The sequence below is a fragment of the Lysinibacillus sphaericus genome, assembly GCF_001629735.1.
GTDB classification, from domain to species: Bacteria; Bacillota; Bacilli; order Bacillales_A; family Planococcaceae; genus Lysinibacillus; species Lysinibacillus pinottii.
In genome coordinates this window covers 1,277,123-1,296,517 of record NZ_CP015224.1, presented here as the reverse complement: position 1 = coordinate 1,296,517, position 19,395 = coordinate 1,277,123, and the positions used below count along the sequence as shown (strand labels likewise).

Below are 19,395 nucleotides of genomic sequence, written 5' to 3'. Positions count from 1 at the left end.
CTCCCCAGATTTATGTCGCAAACTTATGAGGTGGCTCATCATTAGAGGATGCTTTTAATAAATTAGAATGATTATTTTCACTCTATCTTCTTTCTAAATACTGTTAACCAATTGCTATAAAATGTTCATCTGGCGCATTCTCTTTACTAATTGTTCTCCATAAATGCGGATAGAACCGTTCAACTCCTCTTTCAGTATCACCACTTGCTAAGTTTAGGCAATGGAACGTATTAGTTTCTCTATTAAACGCAATTTCTCCATCCAACTCATCACTTTCGCGACTATACCTGTAAACAATTTGTTGTTCATCATCAATCATTTTTTTAAGTTTCCACCACATACTTACACCCCTTTTGCACTTTATCTTACCTCTATTCTACATATAAATTAATTTATGAGGTCGCTTTCAATATACAATGGCTCCGTTTTTTAAATCAGCTAAATAATTTTAATAATTAATAGGACAGCCTTTTTGATTATTAATCGATGAAATCACTAATTAAAAGTAATTTTAAAGGCAGGAACGTTCTTAATACCTCGTTTCTGCCCTTTGTTTTAGTCATGTCTGTTTTTCTTCATTGCTTCAGCCACTGCAAAAGCATGTGGGTCGCCTTCTTTATATAGCTCTTTTATAATATTTTCGTAATCCGTATTATTTCGATTTTGACTTAATTTATAGGCAGCCTGAACCTCTTCTACTTTGATTTTAAATCCTTTTATTCCTTTTATTTCTTTTTGTAACATGATAGGAGAAAGCTTTTCCCATAAGACAGGATTCTCACGAAATTTTTCATATTTTTCAAGTAATTTTGTTAAGTCCTGTTCTAAATCCGTTCCATCTATCATACTTGCTTTTCCATAAATATGAACGGATTGATAATTCCATGTGGGGACATTTTCTTGCTCATACCATGACGAAGAAATATAAGCATGTGGACCATTAAATATAGTTAAAATTTGATCCGTATTCTCGAAAGCTTTCCATAAAGGATTGCCGTAGGCTAAGTGACCCGTGAGGTAATAGTCATCCTGATCTTGATTAAGCAGCAATGGGACATGAGATGCAATAGGTCTCCCCTTACTTATCGCTACAATTGTTGCAAATGAATTCATGTTAATAAATTCATTAATTTCTTTCATATCTGTTATTTTATAATATTTTGGAATAAACATATAAACCCCTCCTATTAAAAATCTTTGGACCATCCTACCATTGCCCTCTAGTCCCATTCCTATTAACATTTTCATAATAATTATCCATACTAATTAAATCACAACATCACAGTATAAAGATTTCACCATCACTTATGTTAGGTAGCTCTACTCTATAGTTCATTAACAAATTTCTCTTCAAATTTTATTTTACTAAAGGTAAGTTGCTTTGGGTATGCTCGTACCTAAGTTACCTAAAATAAAAGCCATTATTTCTTTTAACGAAGAAATAATGGCTTTCCTCTCCTTTATGTGTATGTAGCAAAGGTGGAGGCAATTTACTGTTTATAATGTATGTTCATTTAACTATCAAAAAACCAATGTTTTCTTATAATCCAAGGCTATAACAATTGTGGCTAAAAAACGACCGATTCTCTTAATGCTGTCACCTCTAGCTGTCCTGTTAAAAAATTCAAAAGACATTAAAGAAGCGTTGGTTTGGAGAACATAACATATCCAAAAAGAAAGCATCCTCCTTAACCAAAATATTAGATTAATCCCTCTTCTAGCAAAAATTCTTTAAATAACTTACTAGATTTCTCATAGGTTAAATCCACTTCTTTGATTTCATATTCCCGAACCATATAGCCAAAGTGAGTATCAAACAAATCATAGTTATTTTTCATTGTCATATTATAAAATGTAGAATTGAAAAATAAACACCATTTATCCAAGTTTTCCACCTTTAAAAATATTCCTTCTAAATCAAAACCATTATCGTAAAATCCTACATGTAAATGTTGATTTTCCTCAAAGTTCATCATATATACCCCTTTATTTAAAATATAACATGATGCATCAACATACTTTACAACTATTTAAGGGAAGTTGTCATTGGGAGAGACATCTCAAAAAAAATAGTGATAAGAAAAGATATGAAGCTTTTATAAAAGCAATATACGGTGAATGATTGCGAGCTTGCATTAACTAAATCCTGTTACATGTTTTGAATACCCTGTGATCATTCTCTTTAAACGGTTTCAGCTCTATTCCCCTCTTCCTCAGTCCATTATGATTCCATACAAAAGAAAAAACACCCGACGTAAGCGAGCAAACTAGTCCCATTTGAAATGGATAGTTTGAACACTTTCATTCGAGTGTTTTAAATATCTCTATAAGATTTATAGAGATTATGAAAAATATTTCACGAAGTTTTGTATACTTAGACAGCTCTTCATGCTTCTGCTTGTAACGCCTCAATCGTTTGAGCTACTTGCTCTTCTGTTAAATGGTGACGCACGATGTAACGGTTGCGCGCATGCTTGGTACATTCGATTGTACAGCCACCTAAATGCTTTGCTTCATTTTCTTCAGAAGCAATGATTTGCTTGTTACATTCAGGGTTTGCACAGTTAATGTAACGTTCACAGGGTTCACCGTCATAATGATCACGACCAATAATCACATGCTCTACTTGATTAATGGGCACCGTTAAACGCTCATCAAATACATACATTTTTCCGTCCCATAATTGACCTTTTGCTACAGGGTCTTTTCCGTATGTTGCAACACCGCCATGTAATTGACCGACATTGCCAAAGCCTTCACGTTTCATCCAGCCTGAAAACTTCTCACAACGAATCCCACCCGTGCAATAGGTTAAAACATTTTTTCCCTCGAATAACTCGCGGTTTGCACGTACCCATTCCGGTGTATCACGGAAGTTTTCTACTTCTGGTCGAATCGCACCACGAAAATGGCCGACATCGTATTCATAGGTGTTACGCACATCTAATACTACTGTATTTTCATCTTGCATTTCAGCAAGGAATTGTTCTGGTGACAGGTAGCGCCCTGTTAATTCATGTGGGTTTACGTCTTCTTCTAAGCCTAAGTTTACTAACTCAGGTCGTGGGCGTACGTGCATCTTTTTGAATGCATGCCCGTCTGCCGCATCCATCTTGAAGACTATGCCTTCAAATAATGGATCAGCTTGCATGTTTGCCATGTATTGCTCTGTTTGCTCAATCGTACCTGACACAGTACCGTTAATGCCCTCATTGGCTACTAAAATACGACCTTTTAAACCAATTTCATTACACATGGCTAAGTGCGTTGCTGAAAATTCAGCAGGATCTTCAATCGTTGTGTAATGGTAATATAATAATACTTGATAATTCATTGTTTTCCACCTATCATTTCAATATTTGCAGGATATTCCTGATAGTGTCTTTTACGACCTATTAACCATAAAGGAAAATCACTTAAAATGCTATCGGTAATTAGACTGAAATGGGTATAACGATATTAATAAAGAATTTGCAAAGTGGACATTAGAATATTTTTACAAATAAATGTAATTCCACCATTAGGTCCGACTCCGTTTATTAAGATTATTCAATAATAGACCTGAGTAAATTTCCCCACTCTTCAGGGCAAAATAAAAACACCCCGAAGGATGTTAAATACTTTGATTTCGTTTGAGTTGGTTTTCAATACCAGCACGATCAATTTGAATCCAATATTCTGCTATTTTTCCATTTTCAATTCTATAAACTGCGCTTGCTATTTCTATCACTGGAAGCTTCGTTGGCTCATATCCATCGACCTCGCCAACATGCGTCCCAACTTGTTTCCAGCGTACATATACTTTATGATCTTGTACAATAAATTCTTGGATCTCTAATGAAAAATTGCCATACGCTTCTACCATTTCTTTTACATGGTCAGCATAATCTTTTGGCGTTCTTTTAACCGTTAATTCTTCTTCTGAAATAACTTGGTGTGCCAGTACTTGGTCTGCCATTAATTCAGTTGCGTAATCGGGATTTTTTCCTGAACGTACTTCTTCAAAAAATTTCTTAACAATATGCTCTGGTGTCATGATAGTCCTCCGTTGCTATATATGATGAAGGGGGTATTAATATCTCCCATACTTCATAATAATGTAAGAGTCATTGAATTGGAATCTAATTCTACCATTTTCACTCTCATAGCCCCACCAAACGTTGCTCTCTTGCTTTTGGATGCAGGTTTCAAAGCAAAAGCAGTAGTACCTTGTCTATGTGCATAGGATATAATAAATCATAAAAAAGTTTGAATGGATACATATTCTATCAATAAAAATACTCCGATAAAAAGCCAACCATAAACTTTTTGCTCTCTTTGAAATTCTTTAATCCCTAAAATTAACATCAATAATCCTAAGAAGAATATCATTAAAAAATTCAACTGGTAATCGTCTGTGATAATTCCGTAAGTTGAGAGTGATACTACTATGATTGAAAAAATAATTTGTAATATAGTTAGCAAAATAATCATCACCTTTTAGTTATTGTATCTTTGATTATACAATACAACTAATAACATGGATATAATTCCCAAAAAACCTTTTGTTTTAATTTCTATACCTAATCTGTAAAACATCTGCTGGTTATGTATGTCTTGCCGCTAACACATTTATCGGGCGCAGTAAAATGGGAATATTTTCTCTGACAATCACTTTTATGTTAACATTTAGTCACGATTATCTTAGATAAATGAGAGGTGTTTTACATTCCAAAATGTACAATTAATAATGTAGATTTGTATTATGAAACAAAAGGACATGGAGAGCCATTAATTTTTACTCATGGTGCATCATGGGACCATCAGCAATGGGATAAACAAGTGGATTATTTTTCTAAATATTATCAAACCATCACCTGGGATGTTCGTGGTCATGGAGCTTCATCTCTTCCGAACGGGAAGGTAGATGCTGAAGATTTCACTAAAGATTTAATTGGTTTGATGCATCATCTAAAAATTAGACGGGCCCATTTATGTGGTTTATCAATGGGTGGACATATTTCTTTACAAGCCGCCATTCACTATCCAGATTACGTAAAATCACTTACATTAATAGGGACCCCCTTCACAAACAAATTTAATTGGTATGAAAAGATACTAATTCCTGTTAATCGATTTTCTAGCTTATTCATTCCAATGTCACTTCTAGCAAAAATACAGGCACATACACTATCAAAGTTTAACGAAGCAAATAAACACTATATTTATTCCACAGTTGCAGCAATGTCTTATAAAAATTGGATTCGAATTTGGAATGCCGTATCGAGAATGGAAAGTGGCCATGAATTAGGAAAAGTAAATTGTCCTACCTTATTATTACATGGTGACCACGATACGATGATTCAAAGACAACAAGAGTATCTACATATAAAGATTAAAAAGTCACAGTTAAAAATAATTAAAATGCCCATCACGCAACTAATTTAGATAGACCTGATCAAGTTAATGAGTATATCCACCAACACCTGATCCACACATCAACGACTATTTAATGTTCTATAAGTGTTGCTTGGCAATAAAATTTGAGCAAAAATACCTCGAAAACCCTTATTTTACGTTAAACAAGTAGAATCCCTTTTGAAAAAGATTAATCAAAAGGGATTTTCTTTAGCAGTTTGAAGTTAGGTTTTTATAAAAAAGTTTGATTATTTATTACCTGTGTTGCTCCACATTCGCGCACGATTGTTGAAGATGGTTTCACTTAAACCACCAGCAATTGTAATAATGGATTGAGAAGAATACAGATTTAGAAAGTCTCCATATACAGGTTTTTATTCATATAACACCCCTACAATGTTTTCTGCAAAATTTTGAAAAGTCTTATTGTAAACTCTCTTTATATACCTTTGTATAAAAAATGTATAAACAATATCCAATGAAAAAGCCAAGTAACGTTTGTTTTACAGCGTTTCTTGGCTTTTGTGTCTACCCAAACTTTTATTTGGGAACGTTATTTCGTTATTGGATGTACAGATATACAGCTCAACTTCTTAACATTCATCTTGATAAATTTGAACTGTTTTAGGTTTTAAATTAACTATATTTTTAAATACTTTAAGATTTTCTATATGTCTAAAAAATTCATCTAAGCTTTCAAAATCCATTGACCATTCTGTAACTTGTAATTTTTTAAATTCATCAATAGCAGTAAATAATAGTTTGCAATGAAGCTGGCTCATTCCTAAATATTCATCATCTTCGTATTCAGTAAACTGGCGTACAAACGAAAAATGAAACATTTCTTTACGGTAAGTACCACATTCGAATAAAATTTCCTTTTCATCTTCTCCTACAATATCTTCCTCACAAAATTCTTTAAATGTTGTCCAAATAGACGCTACTGAATCTGTATCAACATTTATTTTTCCTTTCAAATAACCTTCTACTTCTTGAATCCTCACTATTTATCGCCCCTCTTGTTACTTGTTTAACCTTTATTAAGAATAAAGAGCCAAGTCTAAATAAGCAAATAAAGTTACCAAAGCGTCGTTTGGAAATATATCTTTAAAAATTGTTATTCGATAATATGACCCGTTTATTGAACAAAAAATCGTGCATATCAGCATAGGATTTTTAATCAACCTTTATTATGAACGATCAATCTTTTTTATAAAACTACACTATGCAGTAAGAATTATTTTTTGTAGATTTTTACTGCATCTTATGTTTCAATTCTTTACTTAGCCGACCTACGTAAATGCCTAATTTGCTCTAGCTCTCTCCCACGTCCCCTATAAACTTTGCATCCTCCGCATTACTTACTAGAATCATCAGCCTCTGCGCATAATGGGAAAATGTCCGAAGCAACAATTGGAGCCAATCTAATGCGAGTAACCCCGTTGTACGACATAAGATGAGCCTATTATTCTTCCTATGTATAGACAGTTAAAAATCATTAAAAAGGAAAGAGACTCGCCATTTTTTGGCGAATCCCTACATTTTATCTTTCATTTGAGTATGATTTATAATCTTTTACATAGTTTATGGCACACATAATGGAGTAGTTAATTCAACGTAATTGCCATTTCCGCGTTCGGCGCACCAGCAAATACAACCGTTCCGTTTTTCGGCAGCTTTACTTTGTTATTGCCGCTCACAATTGTAAAGTTGACGCATTGTCCGGCCTCATCATACACGGCAAACGAACTCTTTGCTGGCAGCTCCACAGTCATTGTTTTCCCTGCTGCTGCTTGAGGGATCGTAAACCATTCCGCATGCCCATTTGCTTGCAGCTTAACTTTAGATGATTGGCCTGCATGCAGTGATTTCAAGTTGGATCCACTGACATATATTAATCCGGACATCTCCATATATTCATTACCGCCTTCTGTATAGAAACGAGATTCTGTTGTATCACGGCCTGCCATCACAGGGATCTGAAGCTGATGCGCGGCTGTATTTGGACCTGTAATTTTTCTGCCATTCCAATAGCCCTTTAGTTCTTCATCGCGAGTAATTTGTGTGGTAAGCATCATTGGTAAGAGATATTGAGCAGAACTAAATTTCTCGTTGACGAGATAGAACTTAACGCCTTCCCTCTTGGCCCATGCGGCAGCGGTTTCCTTCGATAACACATTGTCTTCTAATTTCTCGGCTAAATATTGAGTAACCGCTACTTGACCTAAACCTGGTAAAGTTATAAATGTGCTTTCCACTAAATATGTTCGGCCATTCTTCTCTGTGACGAAGTTGAACTTGGAGGTACCTGTTTCATTAATAAAGCTTCCATTCGCAGTATATACATATTTTTCTTCAGAAATAGCTGGTAAAAGTAGCTCTCCATTGTTCGTAATTTTTATTTTAAAATGACTGAAGCTATTGCCATAAAAACCTGCTTTCTTTACTATGTCTTGAGGCATCTTGGCCTTGACTGGCTTGCCAAAGGATTTGTTCGGCTTAATCTCCTTAATCGTGCCCTTCTCCTTAAGCGCAGCGAGCAATATTTCTGTCGCCATCATTTGATTTGTAGAGCTGCTACCGCCCGATGTCAATACAGCCACAGCCATCTTCTGTTCAGGAAGTACGACCAATGAAGCATGTTGCAGTCCTGTATCGCCACCTTTAGCTAAGCCCTTTATCCCGTACTCACTGAATGGATATAGCTTCACACTATCCCAGCCAAGACCATAGTTGATGATATTGGCTCCATCCTCTGGCCACATTCCTTTTTTATATTCTTCTTGCTCCATCGCCTTGACTGCCTTATCAGAGAGAATTCCTTGTCCCTGTCCCATAAATATTTGTGCGAATCGTATCATATCTTCTGCTGTGGAAGAGATCCCTCCCGTACCAATCACATTCACCGATTCAGCAGGAAGTTGCCCATGGTACGTAGGAAAATAAAGTCCAGCTCGCTTATCGTTTTCCTCTTTGTCCTGCGGTGTTTTCGTATGATTTAGCTTTAAGGGTTTTGTAAACCGTTCATGTATAAATTCAGTAAAGCTCATACCGCTTACTTTTTCCACCATAATCTCAGCCAACGTAAAGCCGTTGTTGCAGTATACCGAGAATGCACCTGGGTCCGCCTTTAAGCTCTGGGTGGACAATTGTTGCAACAAGTTGTCATGGGCGTAGGTATCATTATCGTCAAATAAAAAACTATTACCATACCCAGTACCTTGCAAGCCGGATGAGTGGTTCAGCAGCATACGTGGCGTAATGCGTTTGTAACGCTCGTCTTTCATCTTGAAATCAGGAACATAGTGAACGACAGGAACATCTAAATCAACTTTTCCTTCATCGACCAATTTCATCACAGCCGCCGTTGCATACATTTTACTGACTGAACCAATTCCATATAGGGTATCTTTAGTCAACGGCTGTTTTCCTTTCATATCGTTCTTCCCAGTCTGACCCGACACAATAATATGACCATTATCAATTAGCGCATACTGTACACTTGTTGTCTCATAAGACTTAATGAGTAGATTAGCCTTCTCTGCCGCAATTTTTTGCAGAGCTTGGCTAGCAACTTCCTGGCTAACCAAAACCGTAGACTGATTGTTGCCAGAAGCCGCCAGAGCTCCTGTTGGTAGGCTAATCGTTAACGCTAATGTAGCAGCTAACACCCCAGATAATTTTTTCTTCATGAAAAATTTCCCTCCTTAGATAGGTGTGATTGATTTTAAGATTTTCATTTCCCAAAACCAAGAAACATTTCCTATAAATAGAATATCTTAGTTTTATAAGGCTCGTAAATACATTGATAGGCTTATACCATATCAGTCTTAAGACTTATATTTGACTAAATTAGCTTTGTTGGTCACCCTCTATTATGTATGACACTAAACTGTTCGAAAGTTCAGTTGTTCTCATTCCTTATGACGCCTACAAAAAAAAGACAAAAACAAAAAAGCCATCCATATTGAATGACTTGTTATAATAAAGTACCTATTCTCCTTTATATGAGAACAAATCTAAAGAGCATGTTTTGAAAATAATGATTGTCCAAAACATGCTTTTTAGTGGTACCGCCTTTTATTATAATCGCTCTAAATCCTGGTATTCTTTCATATAAGGGCCATCTTCTGCCACATATGAATGATACAAAGCTTTTACTGCAAAATTTTTCTCTAATCCCATTTCAGATTTTAGCTTTTTTAGTTCATCATGCAACGCTCGATGTTCATTGATAAGCTTTAGCATAATTGTTTTATTATATTTCATTACATCCGTCCTTTTTTATAACTTGAATGATTACAACTTTAAAAATAGTTACATTCCGGGAAATCCCATGCTATTCTACAGGCATCTGAAAAAGTTGTATCTGCCTCTTTAAGGCTTTTTCAATATACGTTTTAAATTTCACCTTGTCAATCTCGTGTAATTTGCTGGAGCTTTATCATACCATTGAAGTGGACCTGATATACCACCATAATATTTTTTTAACACACTAAAAAACGGATACTAATTCACCTTCTGTACAAACTAAACTCAGGAGGTGATTTTTAATGGCAAACAACAATCAAAACTTTAACTCAAAAATTCCAAACGCAACTCCCAACGCAATGAACGTTGAATTTGGAAATGAAACGGATGTTAATCAAATTAAACAGCAAATCCAACAAGCTGAGGCTAACAAAATACAAGCTTCTGGTTCAACGAACTCGATGAGCCAAGAATTTGGTATGGAGACGGATGTTAATCAAATTAAACAACAAATCCAACAAGCTGAAGCTAACAAAAACCAAGCTTCTGGTTCAACGAACTCGATGAGCCAAGAATTTGGTATGGAGACGAATGTTAATCAAATTAAACAACAAATCCAACAAGCTGAAGCTAACAAAAACCAAGCTTCTGGTTCAACGAACTCGATGAGCCAAGAATTTGGTATGGAGACGGATGTTAATCAAATCAGACAGCAAATCCAACAAGCTGAAGCTAACAAAAAATTTGCTTCTGGCCGATTTGCAAATGAAAACAACTCAAAATAATACGCATCAACAACAGCCTGCAGCCTCTGCTGGCTGTTGTTTTTTTAACTTGCCATGATAAGTTAAGTATTTAACACCAGTAACCATTTCTAAGCACAACACCTTCGCAATCAATAAATGCTGTATGGTTCCTATATAGAAGTCCTACATCCTATAACTCAGAAAATTCAGCAGTCAAAGTATTACTAGGTCAAGAAAATCTATTATCTTGTTTAGTCAAAAGGATAAGGCAACCTTAAGATATTTTCATCATCGTTTACTATTTCATTGGTGTTACCCGTATGTAAAAGCATTGGTTTAATTGGAGTAAATACCATCACCTATCCCCCCTCCTATACTACCGAAGTCTGTCGGTACTCTTCACTCGAAATTCTATTTCTTCAATTTAATTAACATTTTATTAAATAGGAAAGATAAAAAAGGATATTTATCGTACATTATTATTATGACGCATAATTTATTATTTAATACGAAAGAAGTGACAAAGAAGTTACTAGGTTAATGTTAAATAAAAAATGTTCTCGTAAATTGATAGTTAAAAAGGAGGAAACAAAATGCAAGAAAACCGTGTGAGGTTGAATGGAGGATTTAATAACGACGTTTTTTATATCAAAGACAAAGAAAAGATCGCTAGAATTTCTGAAAAGAACAAAACAAAGGAGATGGTTTTACAGGAAATAGCGTGGATGAATTTTTTATATGAAAAAGGTGTTCTTGTACCCAAGCCAATAACTCCTTTAGAATATGAGGAAGAACGGGTAAAAACATATTTTGAATTTATGAAGGGAGATCACATTGATGTTACAAATAAATCCCACTGGAATGAAAAAACGTTTAAAAAAATTGGTAAAATTTTGGGGAGAATGCATGCACTATCCAAAGATTTCAAATTACAAACGATAGAACGTCCTGAATGGAAAGTTGAAAACCCTGATGTATTTAATATTAGAGGCAAGTTAGAACCATGGATTAGCGAGAAATATAAAAAGCTGGGGCACAGTCTCACTTCATACACGATTACTCCTGATACTTTCGGGCTTATTCATAATGATTATCATCAAGGAAACTTCATTATTAATGAGGAAGGTAGTATAACTATCATTGATTTTGATGACTGCTCTTTTAATTGGTATGCTCAAGATATTGCAGTAGCTTTCTATCATGCTTATTGGCAGCATAGCTCATACAATGACAGTACAAATTCTTTTTGTGAACTCTTTATGAGTAATTTTTTTGCAGGCTATAGAACAGAAAATATGCTTCATAAGGATATAATTATACAAATTCCTATTTTCTTAAAAATAAGAGAGATTTATTTATATCAATTATTTAAAGAAAAATGGAATACAGGTAATTTAGAAGAATGGCAAGGATATACTTTACAGAATTTAGAAGACAAAATCAGAAATCAAGAACCATATGCCGGTATTAATGATTTTTCCATTTTTTTATAAGTTGTTTCAACATGTACATACTCCTATATCTACAGTTGCGGTTTAGTTGGAGATACTCTTCAGACGATTTATAAAGTTTATGCACATTTATTTTAAAAAGATAAGGTACATGCATTCTAATCTCATGGATGAAATCATCACTTATAAAAAATTGGGGATACATGCTTTTCCCTACCTCCATATTAGTTGAATAAGCAAATTGACTGCCTCATACAAAGGCAGTCACAATTGCTTATTTAAAACCCTCAAGCACAATTTTCCCAATGGTTTTTCCATTTTCTAGAATAGAGTGCGCCTTTCTCAAATTGTCTGCATTAATGGGATATAGAATTTTAGTTATTGTGGTTTTTAAAATATTACTATCCACTAGAATTGCTATTCTATTTAATAATTTATGTTGTTCATTCATATCTTCAGTCTGATACATAGATCGTGTAAACATAAACTCCCACACAAATGTTGCGCTTTTATTTTTAAGTAATGTCAAATTCATTGGCTCATCTGTTTCTACAATAGAACAAATTGTTCCTTGTGGAGCGATAGCCTCCGCCATATTGACCCAATATTCTTGTGTCGAATTCAAACATAGAATATAATCAACTGCTTCAAAACCTATTTTTTTTAGCTGTGGAATAAATTCCTCATAGTGATTGATCATAAAGTCTGCACCTAGTTCAGTAGCCCAAATGCGTGACTCTTGTCTAGAAGCTGTACCTATAACGGTTAATCCAGCCCATTTAGCTAGTTGGATTGCAATAGAACCTACCCCACCAGCTGCACCAATAATTAAAATTGTTTTATTTTTATTTTCGTTTGAAAAATGACTAACTTTCATTCTATCAAATATGGCCTCATATGCAGTAATTGAAGTCAATGGTAATGCGGCAGATTCTGCAAAATTTAATGACTTTGGCTTATGACCTACAATTCTCTCATCGACAAGATGAAATTCGCTATTACAGCCTTGGCGAGTTATATCACCAGCATAATATACCTCATCACCAGGTTTAAACAATGTACATAGAGGACCAGCCTCGACGACAATGCCTGCCACATCCCACCCTAAAATTTTAGGAATTTCCTCATACTTTTCTTTCGGAGATCTAACTTTATAATCAACAGGGTTCACTGAAACAGCCTTTACTTGAATTAATAAGTCCCTATCCTTAGCTACCGGCTTTTCTATTTGTATATCTAATAAACTCTTTGCATCATCAACAGGTAAGTATTGATGTAGACCTACAGCTTTCATTTTTTCCATCATTAAAATTGCTCCTTTTCCATTCATTTTTTAATTCTTTATATCAGCTATAATAATACGATGATATATTTAATGTAAGTACGCACATTTTTGTTGGATAGTATCAATTTGTATACTAAATATTTTGGAGGTTATCTTATGACAGATAATAGTAATTTAACTTTATATACTGCTTGTCCGGATGCCTATGGATGTCCAGTTGAAGCAACACTCGCAGTAATTGGTGGTAAATGGAAAGGTGTGATTTTATATCACCTTATGTCAGGGACTAAGCGTTTCAATGAATTTAGACGTTTAATGCCCGATATTACTCAAAGAATGCTAACGTTACAACTTCGTGAATTAGAAAAGGATGGCATAATCCATAGAGAAATCTTTAAAGAAGTACCACCCAAAGTAGAATATTCATTAACTGAATTCGGTCGAACACTCGAACCAATAATCAAACTGATGAGAGATTGGGGGGAGCAGTATAATTTAAAAAAATAATATCTTCTTCGAGTAACAAAATATGTAAATATTAAAAATAGGATGCGGCCGTAAAATGAACAAGAGCCGTTAATGCTCTTAATTCAAACCAAATTTAAATCAGTGACCATTTGTTTTATAAAAAGCACGCTCATGTTGAGGGTGCTTTTTTCCGTTTAACCACCCTATTTTTCAGAATTATAATTATGAATTTTTAAGAAAGACTTCCTTTAATAGTAAATACACTATTAAGAATAATAAAGTTACTATGCCAATTTCATAAATTATTCTTATCATATCAAGCTCATAAATTGGATAATAATCATCAACTTGGAATTCCTGCGTGTGTAATTGCCATAAAGGAACATACCTTTTATCATAAAATTCAAGATGTGGCCCCCACTTTAATGACACAGGTACGTACAATATACCTACACAAAAAATTATACTGAAATAGCCAGAAAGCAAAATTTTCTTCAAGATACCAATCCCTTTCTTATATATGTAATTATTAGTTCCAACATCTTTAGCTTGTACCTCTCCATCGAAAGGAAGGTGGAACAAAAATCGGAAGTGAAGAATTAAAAAAATACCCATTACGGAGAATGACTTAGGGTCTTGCTGGTATAACGAAAATTCCCCCTATAAAACCTTCTTTATAGATGGTCCTGATACCTTTAAATTATCAGAAACTGTTAGATAGATTGATGGAACTTTTGGCGCCTCTAAAATCGGGTTCTATTTAAAGTTAGAATATTCTGTTAATTGAGTATGTATTTTTTACAACTCCACAAAGTTGCTGTAGATACTGGTTCTATACCAAACACAACACAAAAAATCCCACGGAAAAGCAGACTTCTTTTCCGTAGGATTCTTTTATCATTAATTGAATATCATGTTGTACTTATAGTAGTGATACGAAACTCCTGGCGCTAACACTTTAATAAGTGGATACATTTTGCAATGGTTCCTGTCCAACTGGACGTTTCTATGGAAGATTAGAATGTGCTTTTTTTTTACATTAAAGATAAACGGCTAAAATCGATAAAATGTATCTTCACTATCTGCCATGGGAGGCCTAACGCTTCACTCTTTAACATATTCTAGAATAATGTTTTTTAGACAGAATTCGTCTTTATTCTACACAAACTGTATTGACTTTATATTTCCCTTATATAATACTATTTTTAAGTATGATAAATCTACCAAAGTTTTAGTATGTTATCCAGTAGTAAAGCCTCTATCCATTATATATCGATTAACTTTATTCCAGATTTTTGAGCTTGCTTGAATTCATTAGAGATTTTACATTTAACTATCAACGAAGAGGCTAAACCACTGAAACTTTGGTATAGGGGGAAAAAACATGAAGAGCATTAAAAAGCGGTTACTTTTTTTCACATTGGGATTACTATTAGTAGCCTCCATTGTTAATGCGGGCTTAGCTGTATGGATTGTTAATAAAAAGAGCCAAGAAGTACTAATAGAAAAGGCTCAAGAGCAAGTTTTTGAAATGGCTAAACAAGCCGAAACAATTTTAAATGCTGAAACAGATCCAATACCTGAACTACAAAAATTAGTTGATACAAAAGTACAACAGGACAATGTAACATACGCCATTATTATTGATAAAAATGTCAAAGCTGTTGCACATAGTGACTCAAATAAGTTAAATAAAGTCTATGAGGATGACTACACAATAGAAGGGGCCACTAAAGGGGTAAAACAATTTACAAGATGGTATGCCGAAGTTCAAGGTATATGGACGTATGATATTATGGAACCTATTTACCGTAATGGTGAGCTTTATGGTGTTATGGACATCGGAGTCCCTGAAAGTGGAATCAAATCCATTATTGAACCTGTTCTAATGTTTCAAATCATTATTGGCATCGCTAGTTTTTTAATTATTGGTAGCTTAATGTGGTGGATTATTGATCGTATCGTTAGAGCACTAAAAAGTTTAGAAAATACGCTACAGCAAACCGCAAATTTAGATTTCCATGAAAGTGTGGAATTAGTAAAGCTATCGAATCACAAAGATGAAATTGGACAAATGGCTCAAGGCATCACAGCCATGCGTTCCGCCCTTAGAGATATAACGGTTAATATTCAAAGTACAAGCAATGAGTTAGTAGAATCATCTACAACACTTTTACAGATTGCAGATGATACTGTACAAACAACGGATGAAATTGGTATAGCGATTAGCGAAATTGCTAAATCCACTGAGGAGCAGGCATACGATACCGAAAAAGGAGCCGAACAATTAGAACAGCTTTCAAGCAATATTGACCGTGTATTTGAGCATACTGAAAAAATTGCAACAATGACAGCTCAAATTGATGATTTAAGCAATCAAGGTGTAGATACAGTTCAGCAGCTTTCTATATGGTCAGAAAAAAATCGCGATTCATCACAGCAAGTTAGTACAATTGTTCAAGAAGTTGATAAAACATCTTCAGACATTTCGAGTATTGTTAATACAATTACAGAAATTGCTTCCCAAACAAATTTACTTGCTCTTAACGCTTCGATTGAATCTGCTCGTGTTGGCGAGGCTGGTAAAGGCTTTGCAGTTGTTGCTGATGAAATTCGGAAGCTATCTGAGCAAACATCTAACGCAACAGAAATTATTAAAAGTAAAATTACAGCCATTCAAGCGATTTCGAAAAGTGCTGTAACGGAAATCAAAACTAGCATTGAAATCGTTGAACAAAATGCAAAGGCAGCTACAGACACTAGCAATATTTTCAATACAATTAAAGAGGCTTTAGATCAAACAATTGAAGTTGCTCGTGATGTTCAGCAGCTTTCATCTGAAATGAATCAGAGCAAGGAGAAAATTATTAGCTCTATTCACAATATTTCTGGGTCGGCAGTGGAAACATCTGCTGGAACAGAGCAAGTCTCCGCATCTGCACAAGAACAATTAAAGAGTATCAACATCGTATCAGAAAAAGCTCGTGACCTGAATTTATTCGCGGAGCAACTAAGAAAAGAAATAGATAAATTTTCACTGTAAAACATTATTTTAAATAAAGGTATTGTAGCTCGAATCATCGCGCAAGGCACATGTTGAAGTGTCTTGCCAATGTTCGGGCTTTATTTTTATGTCGCTCACTTACAGTAGGTTATGTATATTATGATTTCTAAAACTTTGTTCAATTTTGCTTTAAGTAGGCTAACAGTGCGATTGCCCATCCCCTACGGCAAAATATTAACTGACGTAATGAACAACCTAATAAACCCCAATTTTTAATTTTTTTCTTTTTTAATCGGTGCTGTCATGCCACTTAATTTATGGAAATGCACTATCAATAACATTCATTCGAAAAAGATGAGATACATGTATCTACCCTCATGGATAAAATCATCACCTTAAATTCATTTGAAAAATCTTATGAAATCAAATCATGATGATTTTGGGGTACATACTATTCCTTACCTCTCCCCTCAACCTTTCATGTTATATTTAATAACTTAATACACTACAACAAACATTGATATATCAACGTTCCCCCACAAAAAAACACCCGTTTTGTAAACGAGTGTTTCGAATCTTTTATGACAACTGTTTTTTTCAAAATAACAATTAGGTTGCCCAATGCCATCTAACATAACCACCACCGACATCATTTGTTTGTTTTGGAATACTACATCAAATTTCTTTATTTCATAAAAACACCTCATATGAGATGTTTAGTTTCTTCAGTCTAATAAATCGTAAATCTATATTACTGCTCTAAAACCTCTTGGATAGATTGTTCTAAAATATCCATTGCCAGTTCTAATTCATGTTCCTTAATGATAAGTGGTGGAGTGAGAGTAAGCACATTTCCTTGGGATACTTTAAAACTTAATCCCTTTTCCATACATTTATACATAACTTGCTCTGCTTCAGATATAGCTTTTTCTTTCGAATTGCGATTTAATACTAATTCTACTCCGTATAAAAGACCGATTCCTCGAACATCACCTATAATTTCATAGTGCTCTTGCATCTTTTTAAGACGTATTCTCATATAATTTCCTAATTGATTAGCTTTATCAATTAATTTAAAATCCTCGATATAATTAAGAGTAGCCAATGCTGCTGCACAACCTAATGCACTTTTTTCATGAGTGTAATGACCGAGTGCAATATCTTGGGCAACATCAAGTTCTCCTTTTACAAGCATCGCTGCCATTGGAAATACGCCTCCACCCAATCCTTTTCCCAATAAAACAATATCTGGAATAACTCCAAAGTTTTCAAAAGTGAACATTTTACCTGTTCGCCCTAAAGCTGTTGGAATTTCATCAAAAATCAATAATATATTGTTCCTATCACAAATATTACGTAAACGTTGATAGTACTCTTTTGGTGGGATATGTACGTCTGTACAACGAACAGGCTCTAAAATAATTGCACCGATTTCATTTTCTCTTTCAAGTACATATTCTAGATAGTCAAGGGATTTAAATCTACCATTGACATCATCAAATAAACCACGATATGAATTGTAAGGAGCTATATGCAGACTCCCTGGCATTAGAGGGCCCATACCGTTACGGAAAAGTGCTTCTCCTCCAACTGAAATAGCGTCTAAAGATGCACCATGAAATGAATCCCACATAGATATAGTTTTAAATTTACCTGTTACCTTTCTAACAAGTTTTAAAGCCATTCCAACAGCTGAAGTTCCCCCAGGAGTCAACAGTACTTTATTTAAACTTTCTGGTGCAATATCAACTAATTTTTTTGCCAACTGGATCGCAACTTTATTTGTATAACGTCTTGGTGAGAATGGAAGAATATCCAACTGCTCTTTTACTGCTTGGATAACATATTCATTACCATAGCCTATTTGATGAACATTATTTCCATGAAAATCCATATACTTCCTTCCATCTATATCCTCTATGTAAATTCCATAGCTTTTTTCAATAATATTTAAACAAGGAGTAGAAAGAGATTGATGTAAATAATACTTAGAGTCATCGTTTAAAAACTCAAAAGATTCTTTGCTCAAATGTTTTTCTTGCCATAAAGAACGAGTTTTTGTTAAATTAATGTCCCCCTCTGTTCTTAACACTTCAATGTTTTCTTCCATTATTTCTTCTCCTCCATTATAGGTAATTAATTCTTTTACCTAAACAAAATAACATTTGTTTTTTAATTAGATATTAATATCTTGTAAATCTTTTCACCTAATCACATTTATACGTAGTTGTTGGTTGTGAATCAAGGGTGAGGAACTGCCCTATACTTACTTATCAGGGCAAAATAAAAAACCACTCAATGGAGTGGTTAAAAATTTTTAATATGCGTTTTTGCCTAAATGAAATAAGCGTTAAATTTCTAAATTAAAATTGAAGCTTTTTTTCGTAAAATGACTATTTTTATCTTTTCCATAGTCAATTTTATATATTTGGTATAAAACAGCTTTTGCATCTATTATTTTATTGTGGTGAATCGATAAAATAAATATATTAGTAGAACTATATACCATAGGTACGTACTAACATGCCATTTAATACTTTTTATCTAGCTATAGCTAAATTTAACTCGAACAATTATTATCCTATCATTTCTAGCAACGCCATTTCAAGGGAGGATTACTGCCAAATCCTTGGTGGTCATATTCTAATTATATGGCGTGCAATTCTTATCACGCCAATTATTTCGTCATTCACTGGCGTGAATTGGCGTTGTTTTATCCCTTCATAAGCCAAAAGATACATTTTTGCTAAATCCAAAGTAAAAACTTAAAATTATTTCTCCTACTTGTCCCTC

General features: G+C 34.3%; 16 protein-coding genes. 5 read left to right on the top strand and 11 right to left on the bottom strand.

What is annotated here, in order from left to right:
• Positions 1-103 precede the first annotated feature (103 nt).
• The 6 genes from A2J09_RS06320 to A2J09_RS06295 all read right to left on the bottom strand — a co-directional run bounded on the left by A2J09_RS06320 (position 104) and on the right by A2J09_RS06295 (position 4,473).
• Positions 104-340 (bottom strand): hypothetical protein, encoded by a 237-nt coding sequence (locus A2J09_RS06320; protein WP_012294285.1) that lies wholly within the window; start codon positions 338-340, stop codon positions 104-106.
• A gap of 215 nt (positions 341-555) precedes the next feature.
• A complete protein-coding gene (locus A2J09_RS06315; protein ID WP_036161535.1) occupies positions 556-1,173 on the bottom strand; it encodes an FMN-binding negative transcriptional regulator in 618 nt (205 codons plus the stop codon).
• Between the two features lie 527 nt (positions 1,174-1,700).
• Positions 1,701-1,973, bottom strand: a complete 273-nt coding sequence (locus tag A2J09_RS06310) for a DUF3986 family protein (protein ID WP_031419674.1) — start codon at positions 1,971-1,973, stop codon at positions 1,701-1,703.
• A gap of 413 nt (positions 1,974-2,386) precedes the next feature.
• Positions 2,387-3,334, bottom strand: a complete 948-nt coding sequence (locus tag A2J09_RS06305; RefSeq protein WP_012294282.1) for an oxygen-dependent tRNA uridine(34) hydroxylase TrhO — start codon at positions 3,332-3,334, stop codon at positions 2,387-2,389.
• 279 nt (positions 3,335-3,613) lie between these two features.
• On the bottom strand, positions 3,614-4,036 hold the full coding sequence (locus A2J09_RS06300) for an ester cyclase (RefSeq protein ID WP_012294281.1): 423 nt from the start codon (positions 4,034-4,036) through the stop codon (positions 3,614-3,616).
• Positions 4,037-4,236: 200 nt separating this feature from the next.
• Positions 4,237-4,473, bottom strand: a complete 237-nt coding sequence (locus tag A2J09_RS06295; RefSeq protein ID WP_306796007.1) for a DUF3953 domain-containing protein — start codon at positions 4,471-4,473, stop codon at positions 4,237-4,239.
• Positions 4,474-4,698: 225 nt separating this feature from the next.
• Between A2J09_RS06295 and A2J09_RS06290 the strand changes: the two genes are divergently transcribed.
• Positions 4,699-5,427: an alpha/beta fold hydrolase gene (locus tag A2J09_RS06290; protein WP_012294279.1), complete on the top strand. Its 729-nt coding sequence runs from the start codon at positions 4,699-4,701 to the stop codon at positions 5,425-5,427.
• A 563-nt stretch (positions 5,428-5,990) separates the two neighbouring features.
• Here the strand turns inward: A2J09_RS06290 and A2J09_RS06285 are convergent.
• The 3 genes from A2J09_RS06285 to A2J09_RS06275 all read right to left on the bottom strand — a co-directional run bounded on the left by A2J09_RS06285 (position 5,991) and on the right by A2J09_RS06275 (position 9,666).
• Positions 5,991-6,401: a hypothetical protein gene (locus tag A2J09_RS06285; RefSeq protein WP_012294278.1), complete on the bottom strand. Its 411-nt coding sequence runs from the start codon at positions 6,399-6,401 to the stop codon at positions 5,991-5,993.
• Between the two features lie 603 nt (positions 6,402-7,004).
• Complete coding sequence (locus tag A2J09_RS06280; RefSeq protein WP_012294277.1) at positions 7,005-9,089, bottom strand: serine hydrolase domain-containing protein; 2,085 nt, start codon at positions 9,087-9,089, stop codon at positions 7,005-7,007.
• Between the two features lie 391 nt (positions 9,090-9,480).
• Positions 9,481-9,666 carry a hypothetical protein gene (locus A2J09_RS06275; RefSeq protein ID WP_012294276.1) on the bottom strand — a complete coding sequence of 62 codons (186 nt, stop codon included), beginning with the start codon at positions 9,664-9,666 and terminating at the stop codon, positions 9,481-9,483.
• Positions 9,667-9,950: 284 nt separating this feature from the next.
• On the opposite strand from A2J09_RS06275, the gene A2J09_RS06270 reads away from it, so the two are divergent.
• On the top strand, positions 9,951-10,433 hold the full coding sequence (locus A2J09_RS06270; RefSeq protein WP_081112814.1) for a gamma-type small acid-soluble spore protein: 483 nt from the start codon (positions 9,951-9,953) through the stop codon (positions 10,431-10,433).
• Positions 10,434-10,987: 554 nt separating this feature from the next.
• Positions 10,988-11,887 (top strand): phosphotransferase enzyme family protein, encoded by a 900-nt coding sequence (locus A2J09_RS06265; protein WP_012294274.1) that lies wholly within the window; start codon positions 10,988-10,990, stop codon positions 11,885-11,887.
• 232 nt (positions 11,888-12,119) lie between these two features.
• Here A2J09_RS06265 and A2J09_RS06255 read toward each other — a convergent pair whose 3' ends face one another.
• On the bottom strand, positions 12,120-13,175 hold the full coding sequence (locus A2J09_RS06255; protein WP_012294273.1) for a zinc-binding alcohol dehydrogenase family protein: 1,056 nt from the start codon (positions 13,173-13,175) through the stop codon (positions 12,120-12,122).
• A gap of 111 nt (positions 13,176-13,286) precedes the next feature.
• Between A2J09_RS06255 and A2J09_RS06250 the strand changes: the two genes are divergently transcribed.
• Both A2J09_RS06250 and A2J09_RS06240 read left to right on the top strand, forming a co-directional pair.
• The gene (locus tag A2J09_RS06250; RefSeq protein ID WP_012294272.1) at positions 13,287-13,637 is read left to right on the top strand and encodes a winged helix-turn-helix transcriptional regulator; all 351 of its coding nucleotides are present in this window, start codon (positions 13,287-13,289) and stop codon (positions 13,635-13,637) included.
• Between the two features lie 1,345 nt (positions 13,638-14,982).
• Positions 14,983-16,641, top strand: coding sequence for a methyl-accepting chemotaxis protein (locus A2J09_RS06240; RefSeq protein ID WP_012294270.1), 1,659 nt, complete (start codon positions 14,983-14,985; stop codon positions 16,639-16,641).
• 712 nt (positions 16,642-17,353) lie between these two features.
• Here A2J09_RS06240 and A2J09_RS06235 read toward each other — a convergent pair.
• Positions 17,354-18,712, bottom strand: a complete 1,359-nt coding sequence (locus tag A2J09_RS06235; RefSeq protein ID WP_036161519.1) for a (R)-1-hydroxy-2-aminoethylphosphonate ammonia-lyase — start codon at positions 18,710-18,712, stop codon at positions 17,354-17,356.
• Between the last annotated feature and the right edge of the window lie 683 nt (positions 18,713-19,395).